This window comes from Aliamphritea spongicola (assembly GCF_017051665.1).
GTDB classification, from domain to species: Bacteria; Pseudomonadota; Gammaproteobacteria; order Pseudomonadales; family Balneatricaceae; genus Amphritea; species Amphritea spongicola.
Genome location: NZ_JAFIDL010000001.1, coordinates 251566 through 272072, shown reverse-complemented (window position 1 = coordinate 272072; position 20507 = coordinate 251566). Strand labels below are relative to the sequence as shown.

The following is a 20507-nucleotide window of genomic DNA, read 5'->3' as shown; positions in this document are numbered from 1 at the left end:
ATAAATTAAAAAACATGCAGGTGCATATACATTGATTATAGATGCAACTGCATGTAGATTAATATAGATGCACTTGCATGTAGTTATTCACAAATCAATCAGAAAGGCGTTCCCATGAAAAAAATCAGCACAGCGGTCTTTGTACTGCTCACCCTGTTACTCAGCCCGCTCACCATGGCGGCCAGTAACGCTAAAGTCACTCAGATCTCTGAAAACGTGTACGCAGTCTTCCTGGATTACTACCATTCGCTGGTAGTGGTTGGTGACAAAGGTGTACTCATCACAGACCCGGCCAACCCGGCCCGGGCAGAAGCATTACAGGCTGAAATCGCTAAGCTGACCGACCTGCCCGTCACTCAGGTAGTACTCAGCCATGAACACTACGATCATGTTGGCGGTACCGAAGTATTCCAAGACGCAACGATCTATGCCCATCAGGCGACCCGCCCGGTATTCAGAATTGATACAACAGGCCAGGCACCGGCCAGCGTCGATCAGTACGTGCAGGACAACACCACCTTAAAGATAGGTAAAACTCAAGTAGACCTGTTGCACTACGGGGCTGCGGATGGCGTTGGCATGCTGGCACTGCACCTGCCTGCAGAGAAAGTTGTTTTTACGGCTGACCTGTACGAAACCAACCAGTTAACCGACCAGCGCTGGTTAGCAGACTCAAACTATCTGGGCAGCCGTAAACTGCTGAATGCCCTTACTGAGTTCAAGCCTGAATATGCCATCACCACCCATTCGGCAGAACTGGACCCGGAGCAGCTGCAACTGGCAGCCGATTTTTATAACGACCTGTATGCGGCGGTCGAACCGGCACTGAGCAAGGCAATGGCGGAAGGCTACCCGGCAGTTATAGCGCTGATGTCTACTTTGCCGGAACAGGTAAAACTGGATAAGTACAAAGACTTCAAAAACTACGACCACCTGCCGGCTCATGTGGAACGGATGATTTTCTCAATCTTCCACGGTGGTTAAACGGTAAAAAGTTTAACCACGGACGATTTATCAGCTGACGGTGATAAAGCAACCGTTACACAGGTATCAGCAAATGCCTGTGTAACGGCTCCGGAATTTGAATAATAACCGCAGACTAAGCCTGCGGACTGATTTGCCCGGCCGCAAAGTTCACCATCCGGCTAACAGGCCCCGGCAGACAATCCAGATCAGCGCTGTCGATAATGTTCTTAATTTCCAGCCCCAGTTCCGTATCCCCTTCTATAATCAGCCGGCGCTGAAAGAACAGACTGTCCGGATCTTCATAACGGGCAGCAATCAGTAACAGATCTTCACTGCTGGCCCGGAACGTCACCTTTGCCACCGTGCTTTCACGCAGGGCATCCGCCACCACTAAACGACCATCACGATAGGTAATCAACCAGCTCAGTCCCAGATCGGTAATATCAATGCGCAGCCACTGATCCGTCAGGCACTCAAAATCACCGTCCTCCAGTGCTTCGGCAAATAACCGTTCCAGCGTGGCCTGCAGGCCGGTTTTAATGACGGCAAACGGAACGACTTTTAAAGCCGGTTTAAAATGCCCGGGGCGCAGCCATGACACAGGGTTAGGCAAGCCGGCACCGGCCGCAGACAGATGCTGTTGCAGGGTTAGAAGCATCATCAATCCTCTGGCAAAAAAATCCATTATACCCACTGCTCTGCAAGCACACTTGATATGCATCAACCGGCTTTTGCCCCCTCACGGGTATCCGTAACTTGTCATTTATCAAGGAGTAACCGCCAAACCCTGCTTAAGATGTGCCCCCGTTCCCCCACTTACTCATTCTCTGACTCAGGTAACAGCATGGAATTACTTTGTCCTGCGGGTAACCTGCCCGCACTGAAGTCCGCCATCGATAATGGCGCTGATGCGGTTTATATCGGCCTGAAAGATGACACCAACGCCCGTCATTTCGCCGGTTTAAACTTTAACGACAAGAAACTGATAAAAGCCTCTGACTACGTCCACCAGCACGGTAAAAAACTCCACGTCGCAATCAATACCTTTGCCCAGCCAAACAGTTGGTCACGCTGGCAGCATGCGGTGGATCAGGCCGTGGATATCGGCTGCGATGCGCTGATCATTTCTGACATCGGCGTGCTGGAGTACGCCGCTAATACCTATCCGCATGTTGAGCGCCATTTATCCGTACAGGCCTCATGCACCAATCTGGAAGCCATCAACTATTACCATAACAACTTTGCCGTCGACCGCGTCGTCCTGCCCCGGGTATTGTCGATTCAGCAGGTTATGCAACTGGCTAAAAACAGCCCGGTGGCGCTGGAAGTCTTTGCCTTTGGCAGCCTGTGTATCATGGCCGAAGGCCGCTGTTATCTTTCTTCTTATATGACCGGTGAATCCCCAAATACCGCCGGTGCCTGCTCCCCGGCAAAATATGTCCGCTGGCAGGAAACGGATCAGGGCACCGAAGCCCGCCTTAACGAAGTACTGATTGATGTGTACGCCCCGGACGAATCCGCCGGATACCCCACCCTGTGTAAAGGCCGCTTTGAAGTAGAAGGCAACACCTACCATGCACTGGAAGAACCCACCAGCCTGAACACACTGGAATTACTGCCAAAACTGGCGGCCGCCGGCATCGTGTCATTCAAGATTGAAGGCCGTCAGCGCAGCCCCGCCTACGTGGAGCAGATCACCCGCACCTGGCGTCAGGCCATCGACAGTTATCAGCAAAACCCTGACAACTTCAGCGTCACCGAACAGTGGCATAAAACCCTGGCAAACCTGTCTGAAGGCAGCCAGACCACCCTGGGCGCATACCACCGCAGCTGGCAATAGGAGAGAATTTTATGCAGTTTTCATTAGGCCCGGTGCTGTTCTTCTGGACCAAAGACGATATCCGCCACTTCTATGAACAGGCAGTCAGCAGCAGCGCCGACATCATTTATCTGGGTGAAACCGTCTGTTCAAAACGCCGGGAATTAAAGGCCGACGACTGGATTAACCTCGCACGGGAAGTCAGCGAATGTGGCAAAAAAGTGGTGCTCTCAACCATGGCTTTACTGGAATCCCCCACCGAACTGAACACCCTGCGAAAGCTGGTAGACAATCATGACATTATGATCGAAGCCAATGACCTGTCTGCCGTTGAACTGGCCAGGCAGAAGAAGCTGCCCTTTGTGGTGGGCCCGGCCATCAACTGTTACAACCTGGCCACCCTGAAGGTACTGCTAAATCAGGGCATGCGCCGCTGGGTAATGCCGGTGGAATTATCCGGTGACTGGCTTGGCCGGCTGTTACAGGAAGCGAAGGAAGCCGGCATCCGTGATCAGTTCGAAACAGAGGTTTTCAGCTATGGCCACATGCCGCTGGCCTATTCAGCCCGCTGCTTCACTGCCCGGGCGGAAAACCGGCCCAAGGATGACTGCCGTTACTGCTGCATCAACCACCCTAACGGGTTAATGATGAAATCAAGAGAAGCGGAAAAAGTCTTCCGTCTGAACGGTATCCAGACCATGTCCGGTTACTGCTATAACCTGATCAATGAAGTGGGCGCTATGGAAAAGCTCGGGGTTGATGTCATGCGGCTCAGCCCGGAATCCACAGACACACTGCAACAGCTGGAAGCCTTCCGCGAACAGCTGACAAATCCGGTTTATACCCCGCTGACAAAGGATCTGGAATGTAACGGTTACTGGCATCAGATTGCCGGTATGAGCATGCAGAGCACTTAACAGGTACGCAAGCACCATAGTGAGAACAATACTATGGTGCCTGTTCCTTAGCCTTTCTTATTGAAAATGCCATCCGGTAACGGCTTGATTTCATCGTGATTAATGTAATGATCCAGCGCATCAATCAGGATACCAATCGGTTCATTTTCAGGATTCATCTGCGCCAGCGCATCATTCCCCTGAGCCGTTAATGCAGTCGCATTGACAATCCAGCTACCGGTACAGGTACCATCCAGATTATCGCAAATACGTGCATCGACCTTAATTGAAACGTGTTCAGATACCCGCACGAACTCAATGACCCGGCAGGGTTCAAAATGAGAAACGACCCAGGTTTCATCCAGATTAAAATAGCTGGTTTTAAAAATTGCATTATATTCATGGTACAGAGACTTAGAATAAATCAGCTCACAGTGCCAACCATCCATCCAGTCAAATTCAGTCGTCGGGCACAGCAAGGGAAATAGCTTTTCAGGTGTTGTCTGAAACGTCTGACGATGGGTAATAACCCGACGCAGATACTGTGGCCCTGCCTGCTGCATTTCAGCCACTTTTTTATCTGACAAAACTGTATTCATTGATTACTCCGGTTTTTAATTACTTCAGAAAGAAAAACCAATGCTCAGGGATGAAGCTATAGACAGGTCAAGCCGGAATGACATACTTTACAGATAATCTGATTAGATCGCTCTCAGCACACATATTGTGACGATGCCACAGAGCATAACCAGCGGCAGACTGCGGGTTCTGATCGCCACCAGTAAGGCAACCCCTGATGCCAGCCATTCTTCAATGCTGCCGCTCATTAAGGACATCGTTACCAGCGCGACAATCAGGCTTCCGGGTAACCCCTGCAGCGCCCTGGCCCAAAAACCGGTTTGTGGAATACGTCGCCCCAATAAAATACCGCTTATCCGGATACCGAACGTTGCACAGGCCAGCCCCAGAGTCACCCAGCCAATATCACTCATCATTACACACGCCCGCCATACACGCTCCAGATAACCCGCCCAGAATCAGTGCCCAGGACGGATCAACTTCCACCAGACGAATGCTGCAAAACACCACAATAAAGGCGACAAACCAGGGGGCTATATCCTGCTTACCCCGCCACAGAGAACGGCAAATTGCGATAAACGCAGCAACAAACGCAAAATCCATTCCTATAGCAGTCGGCTCAGGCAATGCTGTGGCAAAAAATACCCCTGCAACGGAAGCCCAACACCAGGCGAGCAATACCGTTATTCCCGCCCCGATCAGATAACTGTAACCGGCATTCTGCCCCTTTGCTCTGGCGGATAAAATAAGTGCCCAGTTCTCATCCACCGTAAGATGCACCCCTAACGCCACCTGCCACCACGGCCGGCCAGCGAATACATCCCGGAGCGACGCTGTAATCAGCAACAACCTGAGATTCAGCGCGATACCGGCAATAACAGCCACTGCTGCTCCGGCACCGGCAATCAAACGTTCCAGCGCGATAATTTGCGCAGAACCGGCAAACACAAAACCGCCCATCAGGCCTGCTTCAAGCTCAGTCATGCGGGCCTGCGTTGCTAACAAACCAAAGGCCAGCCCATAAACCGCCGCTCCTAATGCCAGCGGCAGCACTTCACGGGCGCCACACAGAAATGACCCGGTGCATTCTCCGGGATAAAAAAACGACCTAAACACGCTGACGTCCAGCTTTAAACACAAACGGCAGACAGGCACTGAAAACAATGACTACAACACCAATAATCGCCATAAAGTCAGGTACTTCTGCAAACAGCCAATAGCCAAATATCAGTGAGTAAATGATCTTGGCATACTCAACATTAGCAATCACATTTGCCTCGCCAAGCTTATAGGCGGTTACACCGATCCATTGTGCGACAGAAGATATAACCCCGACCCCGGCCAGCAATCCCCATTCATATAATGTCGGCCACTGCCAGTTGTAAATACTCGGCACCAGTGCCAGTAACCCCACGAATACCGCCTGATAGGTCAGTAACACAATCCGTGATTCGGTCTGTGACATACACCTGACACACACCACCGCGACCGCAGCCCCCAGAGCACCGCCTAATCCCGTCAGGCTAAATATCCAGGAGGTATCGGAAAAACTGGGCTGTACCACCAACATCACACCTATGAACCCGACAATAACGGTGATCTGACGGTTTATACCCACTGTTTCAGATAACGCCAGCCGGGAAATCAACGCAACAAAAAGAACCTGTGTAAACCCCAGTGCCGTTGCATCAGCGAGTGGAATATTGCTGACAGTTAAAAAACCGAGGTACAGTGCCGCGAACGCCCCACTGATACGTAACAGATGTAAGTGCATCCGCCGGGGCTTCAGCAATACATCCAAAGACACGGCAATCGCCGGGATCAGTACAATTAGAAAAACGACCTGCCGAACCAGCAATATCTGGAAGAGATCAACGCTATCACTCAGAATCCGGACGATCACGCCCACCCAGACAAACAACGCTGTCGATACCAGCGCCAGAAGAATGCCCTGCAGAGGCGCAGGGATGCTCCCCTGCAACAGCGTCTTAAACCTGTTACCTCTGGCCAACATTGAACTCATCATTTCACACCTCTTACGTAAACGAATACGCCATCATCAGGTATGAACCAATAGACAGGTCAAGGCTGCTCAGTCAGGAATTTGAACACTTCGATTAAACGTTACACAGCGTATCGTTTATCGGAAACAAAGATCCGCCCAGCGGGCCAGCCCTTCGGTGACGGAGCCCATATAATTACCACTGACGATCGGTGTATCAGGCAACAGGTTTTTAACCGCTTTGCGGATCACCGGAGAGCGAGACGAACCGCCGGTGATGTACACCACATCCGGTTTTACCTCACTCTGCGCGAGAATATCTTTAATCAGGCCGTTCACCTGTCGCATGGGCTCAGTGATGGCCTGCTCCATCTGCTCAAGCAATACCGGCACCTCGAGCACTTCATTCAGCAGGTTAATGCTGGCGGTACACTGTTGCGCATCCGACAGGGCAATCTTGGCTTTTTCAGCCTCCCCCACGACAAGGTGCCCCAGCGACTTCTGATACACCTGAATCAGACGGGCAATTTTTTCCGGATGACGGGCTTCAATTTTGAGCTGTTTAAGTGCATCAAGATTCTCATAGGAATAAAAGCTGCGCTGGGCATTCACGTCATTGGTGGCCACCGGATTCCAGAACGCCATAGAAGGCAATGTTGTGCCAGAAACCGTCTGACCATCTTTACCGAACTCCGGCATAAACCGCTGGAAGGCAATGGCAATATCCAGATTGTTCCCGCCCACAGAACGGCCCGCATGGCCCAGCAGGGTTTCAGAGCGGTCCTTTTTCTGCAGCCATTGCGGCCCCATACGGATCATTGAGCAGTCTGAGGTACCACCACCGATATCCACCACCAGCACGTTCTGTTCTTCTGTCAGGCCGGATTCAAAATCCAGCCCGGCGGCCACCGGCTCAAACTGAAACTCAATATGCTTAAAGCCCGCCCGGGTCGCTGCCCGACGCAAGATCCCTTCTGCCTGAATATTTGACTGTTCACCGCCACGGTTGTTGAAGTTAACCGGCCGGCCAATCACGGTTTCCGCTACTTCCTGCTGCAGATGTGCTTCTGCCCGGCGTTTAACATTGGCCATCATGGCGCAGACGATGTCTTCGAACATGACCAACTGCGCTTCTCGAAGTTGCAGAGTACCGAGGAACGACTTAGGAGACTTTACGTAATAGACAAAATCCGGATCTTCCAGGTACAGGTCCCGGGCCTGCTGACCAAAAAACACATCTTCTGCTTTTACCTTAAGCCCTTCGGCCCGGTTTTCAGCAATCGCCCGGCGCAGCAGATCTTCCCCGACACTGCTCAGGGGCTTGATATCCAGACAACTGAACAGATATTCCGGCACCGACTCACGGGTTGGTGCACACATAGCAGATAACATTAGTGGCCCGTTATCTGTCAGGGGTATGGTTTCAACCTGGGCACCGGTCGCGCCTTTATTCACTACATGTGCCACAGAACAGTTGGATGTTCCGAAATCAAAGCCAATCGCCATCACTCACCTCTTTTGATATGACCGGTTGAATCACCGAAACCCGCTATGTTCAGCCCTGAACCTTTAGTCAGGTCAAGCAGCAGAATGCTACAGGAGGCCAATTAAAAAACGGCGGCGGAGTATAACGGAAAACCGCTAAGAGGTGGATATATTTTTATGAGTGTCCCATACGGGTCAGTCAACAGCAGTTTTAGCCCTTTTTCCCGGTAGTCGCTTCCGGTGCTGCTAAAGGTACGAGCTCATTTTCAAGGTCAGAAGTCCCCTCTTCCAGAGACTCCCGGAACGTTTCTGAAACAGGCTTAGATCCCTCTGTATCCATACAGAACAAACATTTAACACAATCGCTGTCGGAATAATTAATACTGGTGTAAGCACCACAAAGGTTGCATTTCATCGCTGTACTCCCGGTTTCCCGTTATTTCATATCCAGCTCAGCATGACGGCCGAACAGATATCAGATACAGGCTGACAAGGCAGCTTACCCAGCTTTCATCACGCTAAGTAAGCTGACCGCCAGCATCCGAAATCAGAACTTTCCAAGTACCAGTTCAGGCAGGAACAGTGAGATTTCAGGAATGTAGGTGACAATAAACACCATGGGTAAATGACCAAATACCAAAAACTTTAAAGTGGGTTTCAGGTACTTATCTAACGAAAGCTTATTAATCGCCCCCGCCATATAGAGCAACGGTGCACAGGGTGGAGAAATATTACCAAGACCCAGATTGGTACCGACAATGGCAGCGAAATGCACCGGATCCACACCGATCGCCTTAATCACCGGCAGGAAGATAACTGCTGCCAGAATACCGCCGGAAACGTCATCAACGATCATGCCGATCAGGAGCAACAGCACGTTGATCATCAGCAGGATAATAATTTTGTTGTCCGAAATGGATATCAGCAGATCCGCCAGCTGATTCGGAATCTGTTCGAGTACCATAGTGCGGCTCATGATGAACAGGAAGAACAGCACCGCCATGATAGAACCGGTAATCACCGCTGAGCTGACAATCGCCTGGTACAGACCTGCCAGCGTCATTCCCCGGTAGATAAACATTGCCACCACCGCTGAATAAATCACCGCGACCGCTGCCGCTTCAGTGGGCGTAAATACGCCACTGTAAATCCCGCCCAAAATGATCAGCGGCATCAGCAGAGAGAAGAATGCCTGGGAACCGGTTGTCGCAATTTCCCGGGCAGTCTCAGTAAAAGGCTGTTTGGGCGCAATCACAATGGTGTCGTTATTGCGCAGGAACACAAAGTTCAGCAAACAGTAGATGGTCGTCAGCATCAAGCCGGGAATCAGGGTCGACAAAAACGCCGCTCCCACCGAAATGCCGCCGGCAATGGCAAAGACAATCATCGGGATACTTGGCGGAATCATAATCGCCAGCACCGATGAGCAAGCCACCAGTGCAGTCGCATGCCCTTCCGGATAGCCTTCCTTGACCATCCGCGGCACCATGATCTGGCCAATCGCCGCAATCGCTGCAGTCGCACTGCCTGAAATCGCCCCGAACATTGCACAGGCCAGCACCGTTACGGCACCTAAGCCCCCCTTGGTACGGCCGACAAAGGCATTAATAAAATTCAGTAAGCGTTCGGTAATACCGCCTTTACCCATCAGAGTGCCGGCCATGATGAACAGGGGTAACGCCAATAGAGCAAAACCACTGGAAGTCTGAAAACCATGAGGCATAAGAAAGCTGATGTTGCTTTCAGTCAGCACGGCAAAGAGCAACGCCCCCAGACCAAATGCAAACGCCACCGGTATTTCAGACAACAGCATGCCGACGATGGCCAGCATCGAAATGAGAAAAAACACCATAAGATTAAACCTTGTTATTATTTTTCAGGTCCAGATATTCAGCGTGTACCTGAAACATAAAATAGATAAATGCTGCGCAGAAACCGGTTGCCATACTCAGCGACCAGATAGACTTGGGCCAGCCCAGATAGAGACTCAGCTTGCCGACTTTGAAAGCGAACAGAACATATTCAATAGCCATCCAGCCAAAGATAAAAACAGCCGCCAGACAGATCACTGAACCGGTCAGCCGGACCGCCCGGATCACCGTTGCGTTACGGGTTACCAGAGTAAGAATACCGCCGTGAATACTTTCCCTGCGGCGTACAGACAGCGCCATACCGACAAAATAGATCCAGACGCCAAGCAGGATCGAGGTTTCTTCTATACCTAAAAACGGGTTATTAAAGACGTAGCGCAGTATCACCTGCGTAAACATTGAGACCGCCAGAACAGCCATCGCGGTAAAGGCGATGACTTCCAGCGTCCGGCTTAACTTTTTTTCCAGCGCCAGTAACAGAGGATGTCCGGTAGAGGCGATTTCCGCATGTGCTGTTACAGAGGTTTCGCTGACTTCCGGATCAAAACTGAAGGTATGTTCCGACTGGCTTTGCGCCGATAATTGCGTGTGCTTATTCATAGGGCTTCCGGATTTTTTATAGTTGTAATAACGGAGGCTGCAGGCAGCCTCCTTAGCATCACAGGTGCAACTTACTGTCCGGAAATCGCCCGTAAATCAGCCATGATTTTCTTACCCAGCTTTTCTTCCATGAACGGCCACTCGTTTTCGTATACCAGCCGCTTAGTGTTTGCCAGTTGTTCAGGGCTCAGCTCAACAACGTTGATACCGGCGCCTTTGATCTTCTGCAAAAACTCTTCGCCCAGTTTCTCGGCATCCTGCCAGGCCCAGCTGATAGCATCGTTGGCAGCGGTGTTGATCAGGGTCTGATCTTCCTGGCTCAGGCCATCCCACCAGTCTTTGTTCACCAGCCAGAAGCCATGCTCAAAGTAATCACGGGTCAGAATGTAAGATTCCAGAACATCACGCATCTGCCACACCTCTACCGGTGGCGCAAAGGTCCTTGCATCCACTGTGCCCAGCTGTAACGCGGTATGCACTTCCGATAAAGGCATTGGCACAGGGCTGAAACCCAGCGCGTTAAAACGCTCTACGGCTACCGGTAACCCCGGTACCCGGATTTTGATCCCGGCGGCATCTTCAGGATAATTCAGCGGTAACTTGTTCACCCCTTTACGAATCGCAATGCTGCCAAAATCAGTCGGAATCGTGCCGATGGCCACCAGCCCCAGATCCGCCAGGATTTCGTTATACACATCCAGCATCTGCCCGCCCGGACCGTAAACGTCGGTGGCTTTGGCCCAGTTATCAACCACGTAAGCCAGATACAGGACATCCAGACGGCCATCAAATTCAGAGGCACCCCAGGTCAGGGACATAGGAATCGCGCCCTGCATGGTTTGTTCGAAGATTGACGTCCAGTCACCCAACGTACCGCCGGGCTGGTAATTTACTTTCAGGTGCTCGGCGCCGGCTGCATCCAGGCTATCCAGAAAGCGTTCCGACATCTGACTGTAGATGTGATCCTGATTCCCCGGATGTGCCAGGGTAAATTTACCCGCCACCGCTTCAGAAGAAACGCCGGCAAACAGGCTACCCAGGGTAAGCGCACCAACGGCTACGGAGGTCCGGCCAAGCTTGTTCATGCCCTGCCAAATATGAGAGATAGACATAACTGTCTCCTTAGTTATTTTTATTGGTTGTGTTGTTGGAAATAAAATTATTCGACGTAATCTTCCCGGAACAGGCTGGCATCCATGAGCGGTAAAGGCTCAGCAATTCTGTAAGGCCTGAATTCCATCTGCTGCAAAATGTCCTTTTCAAGCTCGATACCCGGCGCAATTTCGATCAGTGCCAGTCCCTGTTCGTCCACCTCGAAAACCGCCCGTTCTGTCACCAGGAAGACCTGCTGGTTTCTTTCCTTAATCCCCTCCTTAACCTGATAGGTGATGTGTTGTGCCTGTTTAACAAACTTCTTAACTTTGCCTTCCTGCTCAATGCACAACTTGCCGTTGGCCACAGAGGTACGCAGGCCGCCGGTCGTAAACGTACCGGTGAATACCAGCCGCTCTGCGTTATGCGCGATATTGACGAAGCCGCCTGATCCCGGATTAGCCGTACCAAACTTACTGACATTCACCGTGCCGCCTTCATCAAATTCAGCGAACGCCAGTGCCGCCAGCTTACACAGGCCGCCTTCGATCACATCGAACTGGGTTATGCCGTCTATCACCGCTTCAGGATTAATATTTGCGGAGAACTGCCAGCCACTCATGACCACACCGCCATAGGAACCGTGCTCGGTGGTAAATTCGTAGTCATAGACCTGATCACCGGCTAACAACCCCTGTTCAGCCATCACCAGAGGAATGTCACCGGAGGCGCCGAAACCAAAGATAGTCAGCTCATGTTTACGCACCGCTTCAGCAGCCCGGGCAGCAATGATCTTGTCAGCACCCGGTGGTGGCTTAGGTAAATCAGACACAGGAATCCGCTGTTCACCCAGGTAATTAGGGTCCCGCTCCAGTTCAGTACAAAACGCCTGATCCTCGACCACGACAATCCGGTCAACCAGACTGCCCGGCAGCTGTACATCGTGGATATTCCGGGAGCCTCTTGGCACCTCCCGCTCCACCTGCGCGATCACGGTTCCGCCGCTGGCTTTTACGGCAATGGCAATGGCCAGATTGGAAGACACCAGCGCTTCATTCTCGAAGGACAGGTTGCCATTCGCGTCTGCACTGGTGGCGCGGATAATGCCGTAGTTCAGATCCCAGGTCGGATAGAACAGATAGTCCTCGCCTTTAAACGACACCTTTTCAACCAGGTCGTCGGTAGCGGAAGGTGTAAACCGGCCGCCGGTCACATCCGGATCAATAAACGTCCCCAGACCGGTTTTGGTCAGATAACCGGGGCTGCGGCGGGCCACTTCCCGAAGCCACTGCATCGACGTTGCAATCGGCCAGGTATAGGCTTCCATTTCATCCTTATGGATCATTTGCATGACCTTGGGTCTTTCCCCGGTTTCCGGATGACGCGGGTTGATATACGAACCGGCAATCAGCCGCTTCATCAGCCCTTTTTTCGCGACCCGGTCCATACCGCCGATGTACATGGCATCTCCGGTACCGCACGGGAAATAAAACGTCAGGTTCCGGGGCGCCTGAGTTGCTTCAAAACGGTCACCGATGGCTTTTAACAATGCATCCGGCGTAATCCAGCCAATCACACCGGTAGAGGCAACAGTGGCCTGATCAGGAATATCCGCAACGGCATCCTGTAAGCTATAAAACTTGTTCATGATTTATCTCGTGCAAACACTTATTTAGTGAAACGACGCAGGGTCGCCTGGGATTCTTCGCTCATACAATGCTCGCGAAACAGACTGTTAAGGTGGGCATCCTGAACTGCCGCATCACCAAGGCAGGCATTTTGATACCAGCGCTTGGTTGCCTGCACACTGACTGCAGGTATTGATGCCAGCTGTCCGGCCAGCTCTTCTGTTTTCGCATGCAGTAAATCATCGGCCACCAGATAATCCGCCAGCCCCAGCGCCAGTGCTTCCGGCCCGTAAACTGGCTCGTAACCCCAAGCAACTCTCTTAGCGGTTTGGGCAGGCATACGGGCATCCAGTGAAAACAACCCCCATGGCGTAATCCAGCCGTTAGGCACTTCCATACACTGGAAACGGGAGGTTTCTGTGGCGATAACCACGTCACAGGTCGCGGCAAGGAAACCACCGCCCCCAACAGCAGCCCCTTCAACACTGGCAATAACCGGTTTTTCAAGCAGCGCAATGCTGCGTAAAAAAGCAGCTTTACGGGCTTCCAGCGCACAGATCTGATCCATATTCAGCTGACCCAGCTCATTCAGATCACTGCCGGCACAGAACGCCGGCGACATGCCTCTGATGACCACAACTTTAATGTCTGAGTCTTCGGCACAGCGGGCAACAGCCTCTTCCAGATGCCCCAGCATTTCACTGTTCATGGCGTTACGGCATTGCGGCCGGTTCAGAGTAATCCAGGCTACGTTCTGAACAATTTCAAACAGAATCATAGAGTTACCTTCTTTTATTGTTAGCTCTTCTTATCACTCACGTATCAGGAGCGATGTTAAATACACAGGTCTGGTGGCATCTCTTTGTCTGGGTGCAGCAAACAGAAAAAAGTAACCAGCTGTGCAGCCACTATATGAAGAGGTTCGGGGATCAAGTAGATACAAACCGGATTAACTGTGAGTACAGTTAGGTAATTCGGTTGTCTTTAAGCAGTCAGCCGCTAGCATAAAAAGCAGGAAATTACGGAGCGGGCTATGTACGAAAATATGTTCAGGGTTGACCGCAACTCACATGAAAGTTTGCAGAAACAGATACGCCGTCAGATTGCGATCGCCATCATTAACCGGCAGCTGCCTTTACATCAGCCACTGCCATCTATCCGCAAACTGGCTGGTGAACTCAATGTCAGTATCAATACGCTGGCACTGGCCTATGAAGCGCTGAAGCAGGACGGTTTCATCTGCAGCCGTGACCGTTCCGGATTTTTTATCAATCAGGATATATATCAGGAACACAGTCCGTCAGAAAAATACGCTGACCTGATCCCCCCGAACAAAGAAAACAGTTTCGACTACCAAAACTTCTTTCTCAGCCGTTCCTATAATCTGCCGCGCATATCCAAGCCCAGTGACTGCCTGGTCCGTTACAACTATCCTTTTATCTGCGGGCTGGTCGATCCGACGCTGTTTCCCATCGCAAGCTGGCGGGAATGTATCCGTGATTCAGTCAATGTCATTGAAGTTAAAAACTGGGCGGCTGATTTTTCCCGCATCGATGATCCACTTCTGCTGGAACAACTGGTTCAGCGCGTCCTTTCAAAACGGGGATTAGTTGCACATCCGGATGAGGTTCTGATCACAATCGGTGGCCAGCAGGCACTGTACATCGCGATAAAAACACTGCTCCGTGAAGGCAGTACTTTTGCAATGGAAGATCCGGGTTACCCGGACGTTATGAACATTGCACTCATGGAATCCATGAACATCCGAACCCTCCCGGTGGACCATAAAGGGCTGATCATCTCGGATGAGATCAAAGACTGTGACTGCATTTACACGACCCCCAGCCACCACTTTCCCACCACAGTAACCATGCCACTGGAAAGGCGTCAGGCACTGCTGGAACTGACCCGGCAAAGTAACACCTTCATTATTGAAGACGATTACGAAGCAGAAATCAGCTTTAACGATACCCCACCGCCGGCACTCAAAAGCCTGGATAACTGGGGGAATGTAATTTACACAGGAAGCCTGTCGAAATCCCTGCTGCCGGGGCTTCGCATCGGATACATGGTGGGAGACAGAGATTTTATTCGTGAAGCCAAAGCCTTGCGCCATCATATTATTCGCCATCCGCCGGTGAACAATCAGCGCAGTGTCGCCCTGTTCATGCAACGGGGATACTTTGACCGTTTTGTCACCAAGCTGACCCGGGAATATAAACAACGGAGCCAGATAATGGCTCAATCCCTGGAGCACTATCTGCCGGGCAGCGCCGTTGCCCCCAGTTTTGGAGGTGGCAGCTTCTGGGTAAAACTGCCTGAACCAATCGACGCGTTGGAATTGCAGCGTTTATGTAAGCAGGACAGTGTCTGGTTTGAACCGGGCGGCGCAATGTTTGCAGATTCAGAGCAGAACAAGAATTACCTTCGTCTTGGCTACTCCTCAATCAATCAGTCACTGATTCCGGAAGGTATCGCGATCATCAGTAAGCACGTTAACAACTTGCTGAATGCCTGAACGGTGATTCAGGCATCAGCAATTTTTACTCGACAACCGACTTCACCCCATTAACTTATCCGGCGCCCACTCTTTAAGAAAATCCAGGAACAGATTCACCCGGTACGGCAGGTGTTTTCGGGTTGGATACATGGCATAAATGCTGAGCGCGGGAAACTCTGCAATCCCTTCAAGCAGCACTATTTTTCCGGCGTTAACGGCCTCATGAGCAAACAGTTTTGGAATCATAGCGACTCCCATCCCTTCAGCTGCCGCCTGAATCAGGCATTCGGTATTTGGCACGGTCAGAGCCCACTGCAGACGAAAACTTACCACTTTCCCATCATTGAGAATATTCCAGTAATCACCGTATTTGCTGCGGCCCATATGCAGGCAATCATGCTGCTTCAGGTCTTCCAGAGTGACGGGCCTTCCCCGCTCGCGGATATAGTCCGGTGATGCATATAAACCAAAGGAGGTGCGCCCCAGCCGACTGGCAACCATTGAAGAATCGTTCAGTTCAAATGCCAGCCGGACCGACAGATCAATCTGCTCCTTAATCAGATCCAGCGGTTCACTGCTAAGATCAAGGTCAAAACTGACCTGCGGATACCGGTGACGGAACAGCTTCATGGCTTCAATCAGAAACGGGCTGCCCAGCCCGTCAGGGGCTGATAAGCGAATCTGGCCCTGCGGATTGCTCTGATGCGCACTAGTAACCGATGCCTCCAGCTCAGAAACATCCCTGAGAATGGCAGTGCAGCCTTCATAGTAATTCCGGCCGCCGGGCGTCAGCTCCATCCGCCGGGTTGTCCGGTTAAACAGCATAAATCCCAGCTCGGTTTCTAGTGCAGCAATCCGCCGTCCGACCATCGCCGGTGTTAAACCAACCACTTTAGCTGCCTGAGAAAAACTGCCCTTCTCAACAGCCTTCACAAACAACTGCATGTCTCTGAGCCTATCCATTCAATACTCCAAATATATTCTGAGCATACATTCAGACCAATTGTTAATCATAAATATCAAAATTAAGATAAATCCATTGATCTTACAAGCACACACGGAGCCCATCATGAGTAACCAGATTATCGTCACCCAGGCTGAAGAGACCCGGGCACGCTACAACGTTGCCCTGCTCGGAGAAGAAACCTCCGGCCAGTTATCCCTGAGAGTGCAAGAAGTAAAACCCGGCGAAGGAACACCCCTGCACATACATACGGAACAGGCTGAAACCTTCCATGTTATCAGCGGTGCTTTCCGTTTCCGTGCCGGTGATGACGAGCTCACCGGTGGCCCGGGCTTCACGGTTCATATCCCGAAAAACACGCCCCATTGTTTTCTCTACGAAGGGAAAGAAAGCAACGGCCAGTTAATCAGCGTACTTACCCCGGGCATCCATGACGGCTTTATCCGTAATGTGCCTCAGGCAGAACAGGCCGGTATGCCAATGGCTGAGCTCACAGAAATAGCTGAGCAGTTTGGCGTCAAAATTATTGGCCCGAAACTGTCACCACAGGACTGAAAACTCACACAACTTTACAGGGCAATTCCCATGAAAAAACTGATCACCACCGTTGCTGCGCTGAGCCTCAGTATGGGGCTGGTAACCAGCCAGATACACGCTGCCGAAACCGGATTCAACCCGGCTAAGCCCGTCATGACCAAACTGAAAGAGGGTGTTTATCAGTACAGCCAGTTTTTCTACAACAGCCTTATTGTCATCTCCGAAGAAGGGGTTGTAATCACCGACCCTTCCGGGGCTAAACGGGCCGCCGATATGCGCGCTGAAATCAGCAAGCTGACCGAGCTGCCGGTCACGAAGGTTATCTACTCCCATGACCATTTCGATCACAGTCGCGGCGGCCGGATTTTTAAGGATGAAGGCGCACAATTCATTACGCAAGAAGGCTGTCAGGAATTGTTAGGCCGGGATTTAGAAAACAAGGTCATCCAGCCGGATCTTACCTATAAGGATCAGATGCGTATCAGGTCTGGCAGCAAAACCATCGACCTGCACTACTACGGGCCTAATGACGGCAGCTGCATGAGCGTTATCCATCTGCCGGAAGAAAAAGTCTTAGTGGGCATCGACTGGCATCTGCCCGGCTATGTTAACGAGACCCACCGCCTGCCGGCACACAACTACGTGGGCATTCTCAACACCTTCAAAAAGGTACGGGCAGAACTGGAATACGACACCGTCATCAGCGGCCATACGCCAACATCCTCACCGGAACAGTTCGAAGAAGATTACCGCTTTGTCCAGGCCCTGTTCGATGCGGTTTGGGCAGGTATGCAGGCTGGCAAAACCACCGAAGAACTTAAACAGAGCATCCGGTTGCCAGAATTCTCACACTGGCGTGGCTATAAGGAAAATCTGCCGGGTCACATTGAGCGCATGGCCTATTCCATCTGGCATGGTAATTAGGGGCTCACATGAAACTGTATGCATTCAACAGCTGTCCCTTTTCTGTCCGGGTCATTGCTCTGCTCGGTCTTAAAAATATTCCCTGTGAAATTACCTATATCACCGTAGGCGATTTTCCGAAGCACCTGCAACAGCAACTCACCGGCACAACTGTGCCGGTACTGGAAGATCCGGCCAACGGTATATTGCTGCAGGACAGCGCCGACATCATCCGTTATCTGGATAGCCTGAACGGACACCCCCTGCTACAGGATCATAACCCAGGTGAAGTGATCACCTGCTGGCTGAGCAACATGAAGCCGAATACAGCCCTGCTGTGCTATCCACGCATGCAGGAGATGAATCTGCCGGAACTGGCAACGACGCAGGCAAGAGTACATTTTAACAACATGATCAGCGACCGGCTCGGCATGCCCCTGCCACAGGCACTGGCGCTGACCGGAGATATTCTGCCACACGTCAACCAACAGCTTCAGGAACTCTTAGCCATCATTGATGTTCCGGCGTATCTGCAAAACCGCCGACCAGTCAGCATTGATGATCTGTGTGCCTTTGCAGAACTGCGCAACCTGACGATGGTAGAGACGCTCTGCTTCCCGGAATTGATATCAGCCTATCTTCACAAAATGGCGGAGGCCACCGGTATCCACCTCTTTTCCGGTAACAGGCCACCCGGATAAGCACCGCAAATCAGTCAAATGAATAGAACAGCATCATTCAGGGTTCATCTTAACCAGGCTCACACGCCTTAACGGAAACCTTTCGCCAGCTCAGCGACCAGTTGAGCTGCGGGCTGCGCTTTGCTTATCTGTCCAAGCCCCTGCCCCCAGTAAAAGCGTAAGGGATGCTGATCCGTATGATTTTTTTCCGCTGACGAGGATAAGAACCGGCGCAGAAGACTATTCTGGCGCAGAGTTTTATGCGGCGATGGGGCTTGCTGCTCAACATCAGGCACCGGTTCGCAGCATAAACGCTCTGAGCCAGTTTCAGCAGACAGCAGCCTCTGCTTTACTTTCTTGCCAGCACTGCTCTCATGGCAAACAGCAAATCCCGCAGTACACCATACCCCTGCAGCCCCCATTGCCATCAGCCCACGAACACTGTGGCAGTCATGAACCGATCCCGCAGCCATCACCGGCACATCGCCGGCCAGCGCAATCAGCTCCGGCAGTAATGCCATCAGCCCGATCTGCCCCGGAATGTAGCCGGCCGCTTCCTCTCCCTGTGCAATCAAAATCTGTGCTCCGTCACGCAGCGCCATACGGGCTTCTGCCTGAGATCGCACCTGAACCGCGACACAGATCCCGGCAGCCCGGGCCTTACGAATGGCGTCACCATAATAACCGTAACACAGGGTCAGTATTTGAGGACGCTCCTTAATTACCTCCTTCAGACAGGTCCTGAACGTTGTATGGTCGCTGTGTTGCGGAATCAGATAGACACCGAACGGCTTTGCAGTTAACCGGCGGACTTGTTCTATTGCCAAGCGAACATCTTCAGCTTGTGAGAAACAGCCGCCGATGTGGCCCAAACCGCCGGCATCTGATACCGCGGCGGCCAGCTCAGGGCCGGAAAACCCTGGCAATGCTCCCTGAAAGACGGGCACCCGGGTACCGCTTAACTCCGATATTCTGCAGCCCAGCATGTAAGGAATCTGTTCAGTCATTACACGTTCCTGATAACAGGGGCAGCACCTCTTCACCCAGTTCCTGAATAACGTCCTTAGCCGGCCGGCGGCCATACTTCAGATTGAGAACAACATGATTCACACCAATCTGCTCCAGCTTAAGCAGAAAACGCAGCAACTCATTGCGACCGCTTCTGAAACCAAGGTGGATTGGCCGGGATGGTTCTTCCGGGTTTTCACTCAGATCAATATAGAGTGACTGGGCAAACGGTTTGAACGGCCCCTGCCCCTGTTCTGCAACGGCAGTATTCCATCCTCTGAGCAACTGTTCCTGATGAGCAGGTGATCGGGGGTAAGTAATCCAGCCATCCGCATGTTCAGCTATCCAGTCAGGGCTTTGCTGACTATTCCCTGTCACCAGCATCGGCACACAAGCTTCCGGTTTCGGCAATGTATCAGCCGAGCCGTTAAGACGACCGTAGCTGGCGTAAAAATGAGGAAAGTCCTCAGTTAAGGCCTGCCGCAGCCCCAAGAAATATTCCCGGAACAGTTCACCCCGGTGGTCTCGCTCAATACCAAAGGCCGGAAACTCGACCGGACGGTCTCCGGATGCTAACCCCAGCACCAGACGGCTGCCGGACAATCTGTCGACGGATGCCGCAGCCTTTGCCACATGCAGCGGATGGCGCAACGGTAAAACAACGGAACCCGTTGCCAGTGCTATTTTCCGTGTGTGAGCGGCGATCCATGCCAAATACACCCAGACATCAAAAATCTGTCCCACATCTCCGAAAGTCGGATCACGCAGCGGCACATCGCGGAACCAGAGGGCAGCGAACTTATATTCTTCTGCCAGCGCAGCGAGCTGTTCCTGATCTGCCATCACTGGCACATCCCCGGCATACGATTCCAGTGGCATGAAAAGGCCCAGTGTCAGGTGGCCCTGCTTAAACATAGCCTGATATCCGGCGTTAAAATCAGTCATAGGATTCACCCTTCAGACAGAGGGGCCAAACC

At 51.8% G+C, this 20507-nt stretch carries 21 protein-coding genes; 7 read left to right on the top strand and 14 right to left on the bottom strand.

Annotation, left to right across the window (positions count from 1 at the left end; all coding sequences use genetic code 11):
* Positions 1 to 114: 114 nt before the first annotated feature.
* Positions 115 to 984, top strand: a complete 870-nt coding sequence (locus JYB63_RS01330; protein WP_205655941.1) for an MBL fold metallo-hydrolase — start codon at positions 115 to 117, stop codon at positions 982 to 984.
* Positions 985 to 1099: 115 nt separating this feature from the next.
* Here the strand turns inward: JYB63_RS01330 and ubiT are convergent, their stop codons facing one another.
* Complete coding sequence (gene ubiT, locus JYB63_RS01325; protein WP_205655940.1) at positions 1100 to 1627, bottom strand: ubiquinone anaerobic biosynthesis accessory factor UbiT; 528 nt, start codon at positions 1625 to 1627, stop codon at positions 1100 to 1102.
* Positions 1628 to 1810: 183 nt separating this feature from the next.
* Here ubiT and ubiU point away from each other — a divergent pair, with 183 nt between their 5' ends.
* Both ubiU and JYB63_RS01315 read left to right on the top strand, forming a co-directional pair.
* Complete coding sequence (ubiU, locus tag JYB63_RS01320) at positions 1811 to 2806, top strand: ubiquinone anaerobic biosynthesis protein UbiU (protein WP_205655939.1); 996 nt, start codon at positions 1811 to 1813, stop codon at positions 2804 to 2806.
* 11 nt (positions 2807 to 2817) lie between these two features.
* On the top strand, positions 2818 to 3702 hold the full coding sequence (locus tag JYB63_RS01315; protein ID WP_205655938.1) for a U32 family peptidase: 885 nt from the start codon (positions 2818 to 2820) through the stop codon (positions 3700 to 3702).
* A 47-nt stretch (positions 3703 to 3749) separates the two neighbouring features.
* Here JYB63_RS01315 and JYB63_RS01310 read toward each other — a convergent pair whose 3' ends face one another.
* The 10 genes from JYB63_RS01310 to JYB63_RS01265 all read right to left on the bottom strand — a co-directional run bounded on the left by JYB63_RS01310 (position 3750) and on the right by JYB63_RS01265 (position 13716).
* Positions 3750 to 4280 carry a hypothetical protein gene (locus JYB63_RS01310; RefSeq protein ID WP_205655937.1) on the bottom strand — a complete coding sequence of 177 codons (531 nt, stop codon included), beginning with the start codon at positions 4278 to 4280 and terminating at the stop codon, positions 3750 to 3752.
* 102 nt (positions 4281 to 4382) lie between these two features.
* Entirely contained in the window at positions 4383 to 4676 is a 294-nt protein-coding gene (locus JYB63_RS01305) for an AzlD family protein (protein ID WP_205655936.1), read from the bottom strand.
* Positions 4666 to 5376 carry an AzlC family ABC transporter permease gene (locus JYB63_RS01300; protein WP_205655935.1) on the bottom strand — a complete coding sequence of 237 codons (711 nt, stop codon included), beginning with the start codon at positions 5374 to 5376 and terminating at the stop codon, positions 4666 to 4668. Before JYB63_RS01300 ends, JYB63_RS01305 begins: the two co-directional genes overlap by 11 nt.
* Positions 5369 to 6283 carry a DMT family transporter gene (locus JYB63_RS01295; protein ID WP_243431772.1) on the bottom strand — a complete coding sequence of 305 codons (915 nt, stop codon included), beginning with the start codon at positions 6281 to 6283 and terminating at the stop codon, positions 5369 to 5371. The genes JYB63_RS01300 and JYB63_RS01295 overlap by 8 nt, the downstream gene beginning before the upstream one ends.
* 117 nt (positions 6284 to 6400) lie before the next feature.
* Positions 6401 to 7768, bottom strand: a complete 1368-nt coding sequence (gene yegD, locus JYB63_RS01290; RefSeq protein ID WP_205655934.1) for a molecular chaperone — start codon at positions 7766 to 7768, stop codon at positions 6401 to 6403.
* 526 nt (positions 7769 to 8294) lie between these two features.
* Entirely contained in the window at positions 8295 to 9599 is a 1305-nt protein-coding gene (locus JYB63_RS01285; protein WP_205655933.1) for a TRAP transporter large permease, read from the bottom strand.
* A 4-nt stretch (positions 9600 to 9603) separates the two neighbouring features.
* Positions 9604 to 10218 (bottom strand): TRAP transporter small permease, encoded by a 615-nt coding sequence (locus tag JYB63_RS01280; protein ID WP_205655932.1) that lies wholly within the window; start codon positions 10216 to 10218, stop codon positions 9604 to 9606.
* A gap of 71 nt (positions 10219 to 10289) precedes the next feature.
* A complete protein-coding gene (dctP, locus tag JYB63_RS01275) occupies positions 10290 to 11330 on the bottom strand; it encodes a TRAP transporter substrate-binding protein DctP (RefSeq protein WP_243431771.1) in 1041 nt (346 codons plus the stop codon).
* 47 nt (positions 11331 to 11377) lie between these two features.
* Positions 11378 to 12958, bottom strand: a complete 1581-nt coding sequence (locus JYB63_RS01270; RefSeq protein WP_205655931.1) for an acyl CoA:acetate/3-ketoacid CoA transferase — start codon at positions 12956 to 12958, stop codon at positions 11378 to 11380.
* Between the two features lie 20 nt (positions 12959 to 12978).
* Positions 12979 to 13716: an enoyl-CoA hydratase/isomerase family protein gene (locus tag JYB63_RS01265; RefSeq protein WP_205655930.1), complete on the bottom strand. Its 738-nt coding sequence runs from the start codon at positions 13714 to 13716 to the stop codon at positions 12979 to 12981.
* A 255-nt stretch (positions 13717 to 13971) separates the two neighbouring features.
* Between JYB63_RS01265 and pdxR the strand changes: the two genes are divergently transcribed.
* The gene (pdxR, locus tag JYB63_RS01260; protein ID WP_205655929.1) at positions 13972 to 15456 is read left to right on the top strand and encodes a MocR-like pyridoxine biosynthesis transcription factor PdxR; all 1485 of its coding nucleotides are present in this window, start codon (positions 13972 to 13974) and stop codon (positions 15454 to 15456) included.
* A 42-nt stretch (positions 15457 to 15498) separates the two neighbouring features.
* Here pdxR and JYB63_RS01255 read toward each other — a convergent pair whose 3' ends face one another.
* A complete protein-coding gene (locus JYB63_RS01255; RefSeq protein WP_205655928.1) occupies positions 15499 to 16401 on the bottom strand; it encodes a LysR family transcriptional regulator in 903 nt (300 codons plus the stop codon).
* 106 nt (positions 16402 to 16507) lie between these two features.
* On the opposite strand from JYB63_RS01255, the gene JYB63_RS01250 reads away from it, so the two are divergent.
* Genes JYB63_RS01250 through grxB form a run of 3 tightly spaced genes read left to right on the top strand, consistent with a single transcriptional unit; the run spans position 16508 to position 18543 of the window.
* Positions 16508 to 16957, top strand: a complete 450-nt coding sequence (locus tag JYB63_RS01250) for a cupin domain-containing protein (RefSeq protein ID WP_205655927.1) — start codon at positions 16508 to 16510, stop codon at positions 16955 to 16957.
* A gap of 30 nt (positions 16958 to 16987) precedes the next feature.
* The gene (locus JYB63_RS01245; RefSeq protein WP_205655926.1) at positions 16988 to 17863 is read left to right on the top strand and encodes an MBL fold metallo-hydrolase; all 876 of its coding nucleotides are present in this window, start codon (positions 16988 to 16990) and stop codon (positions 17861 to 17863) included.
* A gap of 8 nt (positions 17864 to 17871) precedes the next feature.
* Positions 17872 to 18543, top strand: a complete 672-nt coding sequence (grxB, locus tag JYB63_RS01240; RefSeq protein WP_205655925.1) for a glutaredoxin 2 — start codon at positions 17872 to 17874, stop codon at positions 18541 to 18543.
* A gap of 68 nt (positions 18544 to 18611) precedes the next feature.
* On the opposite strand, the gene JYB63_RS01235 is transcribed toward grxB, so the two are convergent.
* Together JYB63_RS01235 and JYB63_RS01230 are read right to left on the bottom strand one after the other, a co-directional pair.
* The gene (locus JYB63_RS01235; RefSeq protein ID WP_205655924.1) at positions 18612 to 19529 is read right to left on the bottom strand and encodes a nitronate monooxygenase; all 918 of its coding nucleotides are present in this window, start codon (positions 19527 to 19529) and stop codon (positions 18612 to 18614) included.
* The gene (locus tag JYB63_RS01230) at positions 19522 to 20475 is read right to left on the bottom strand and encodes an LLM class oxidoreductase (protein WP_243431770.1); all 954 of its coding nucleotides are present in this window, start codon (positions 20473 to 20475) and stop codon (positions 19522 to 19524) included. The genes JYB63_RS01235 and JYB63_RS01230 overlap by 8 nt, the downstream gene beginning before the upstream one ends.
* Positions 20476 to 20507 lie beyond the last annotated feature (32 nt).

Coding starts and splice junctions, on each gene's coding strand:
- JYB63_RS01330 (WP_205655941.1), top strand. CDS start 115: ATGAAAAAAATCAGCACAGCGGTCTTTGTACTGCTCACCCTGTTACTC.
- ubiT (WP_205655940.1), bottom strand. CDS start 1,627: ATGATGCTTCTAACCCTGCAACAGCATCTGTCTGCGGCCGGTGCCGGC.
- ubiU (WP_205655939.1), top strand. CDS start 1,811: ATGGAATTACTTTGTCCTGCGGGTAACCTGCCCGCACTGAAGTCCGCC.
- JYB63_RS01315 (WP_205655938.1), top strand. CDS start 2,818: ATGCAGTTTTCATTAGGCCCGGTGCTGTTCTTCTGGACCAAAGACGAT.
- JYB63_RS01310 (WP_205655937.1), bottom strand. CDS start 4,280: ATGAATACAGTTTTGTCAGATAAAAAAGTGGCTGAAATGCAGCAGGCA.
- JYB63_RS01305 (WP_205655936.1), bottom strand. CDS start 4,676: ATGATGAGTGATATTGGCTGGGTGACTCTGGGGCTGGCCTGTGCAACG.
- JYB63_RS01295 (WP_243431772.1), bottom strand. CDS start 6,283: ATGAGTTCAATGTTGGCCAGAGGTAACAGGTTTAAGACGCTGTTGCAG.
- yegD (WP_205655934.1), bottom strand. CDS start 7,768: ATGGCGATTGGCTTTGATTTCGGAACATCCAACTGTTCTGTGGCACAT.
- JYB63_RS01285 (WP_205655933.1), bottom strand. CDS start 9,599: ATGGTGTTTTTTCTCATTTCGATGCTGGCCATCGTCGGCATGCTGTTG.
- JYB63_RS01280 (WP_205655932.1), bottom strand. CDS start 10,218: ATGAATAAGCACACGCAATTATCGGCGCAAAGCCAGTCGGAACATACC.
- dctP (WP_243431771.1), bottom strand. CDS start 11,330: ATGTCTATCTCTCATATTTGGCAGGGCATGAACAAGCTTGGCCGGACC.
- JYB63_RS01270 (WP_205655931.1), bottom strand. CDS start 12,958: ATGAACAAGTTTTATAGCTTACAGGATGCCGTTGCGGATATTCCTGAT.
- JYB63_RS01265 (WP_205655930.1), bottom strand. CDS start 13,716: ATGATTCTGTTTGAAATTGTTCAGAACGTAGCCTGGATTACTCTGAAC.
- pdxR (WP_205655929.1), top strand. CDS start 13,972: ATGTACGAAAATATGTTCAGGGTTGACCGCAACTCACATGAAAGTTTG.
- JYB63_RS01255 (WP_205655928.1), bottom strand. CDS start 16,401: ATGGATAGGCTCAGAGACATGCAGTTGTTTGTGAAGGCTGTTGAGAAG.
- JYB63_RS01250 (WP_205655927.1), top strand. CDS start 16,508: ATGAGTAACCAGATTATCGTCACCCAGGCTGAAGAGACCCGGGCACGC.
- JYB63_RS01245 (WP_205655926.1), top strand. CDS start 16,988: ATGAAAAAACTGATCACCACCGTTGCTGCGCTGAGCCTCAGTATGGGG.
- grxB (WP_205655925.1), top strand. CDS start 17,872: ATGAAACTGTATGCATTCAACAGCTGTCCCTTTTCTGTCCGGGTCATT.
- JYB63_RS01235 (WP_205655924.1), bottom strand. CDS start 19,529: ATGACTGAACAGATTCCTTACATGCTGGGCTGCAGAATATCGGAGTTA.
- JYB63_RS01230 (WP_243431770.1), bottom strand. CDS start 20,475: ATGACTGATTTTAACGCCGGATATCAGGCTATGTTTAAGCAGGGCCAC.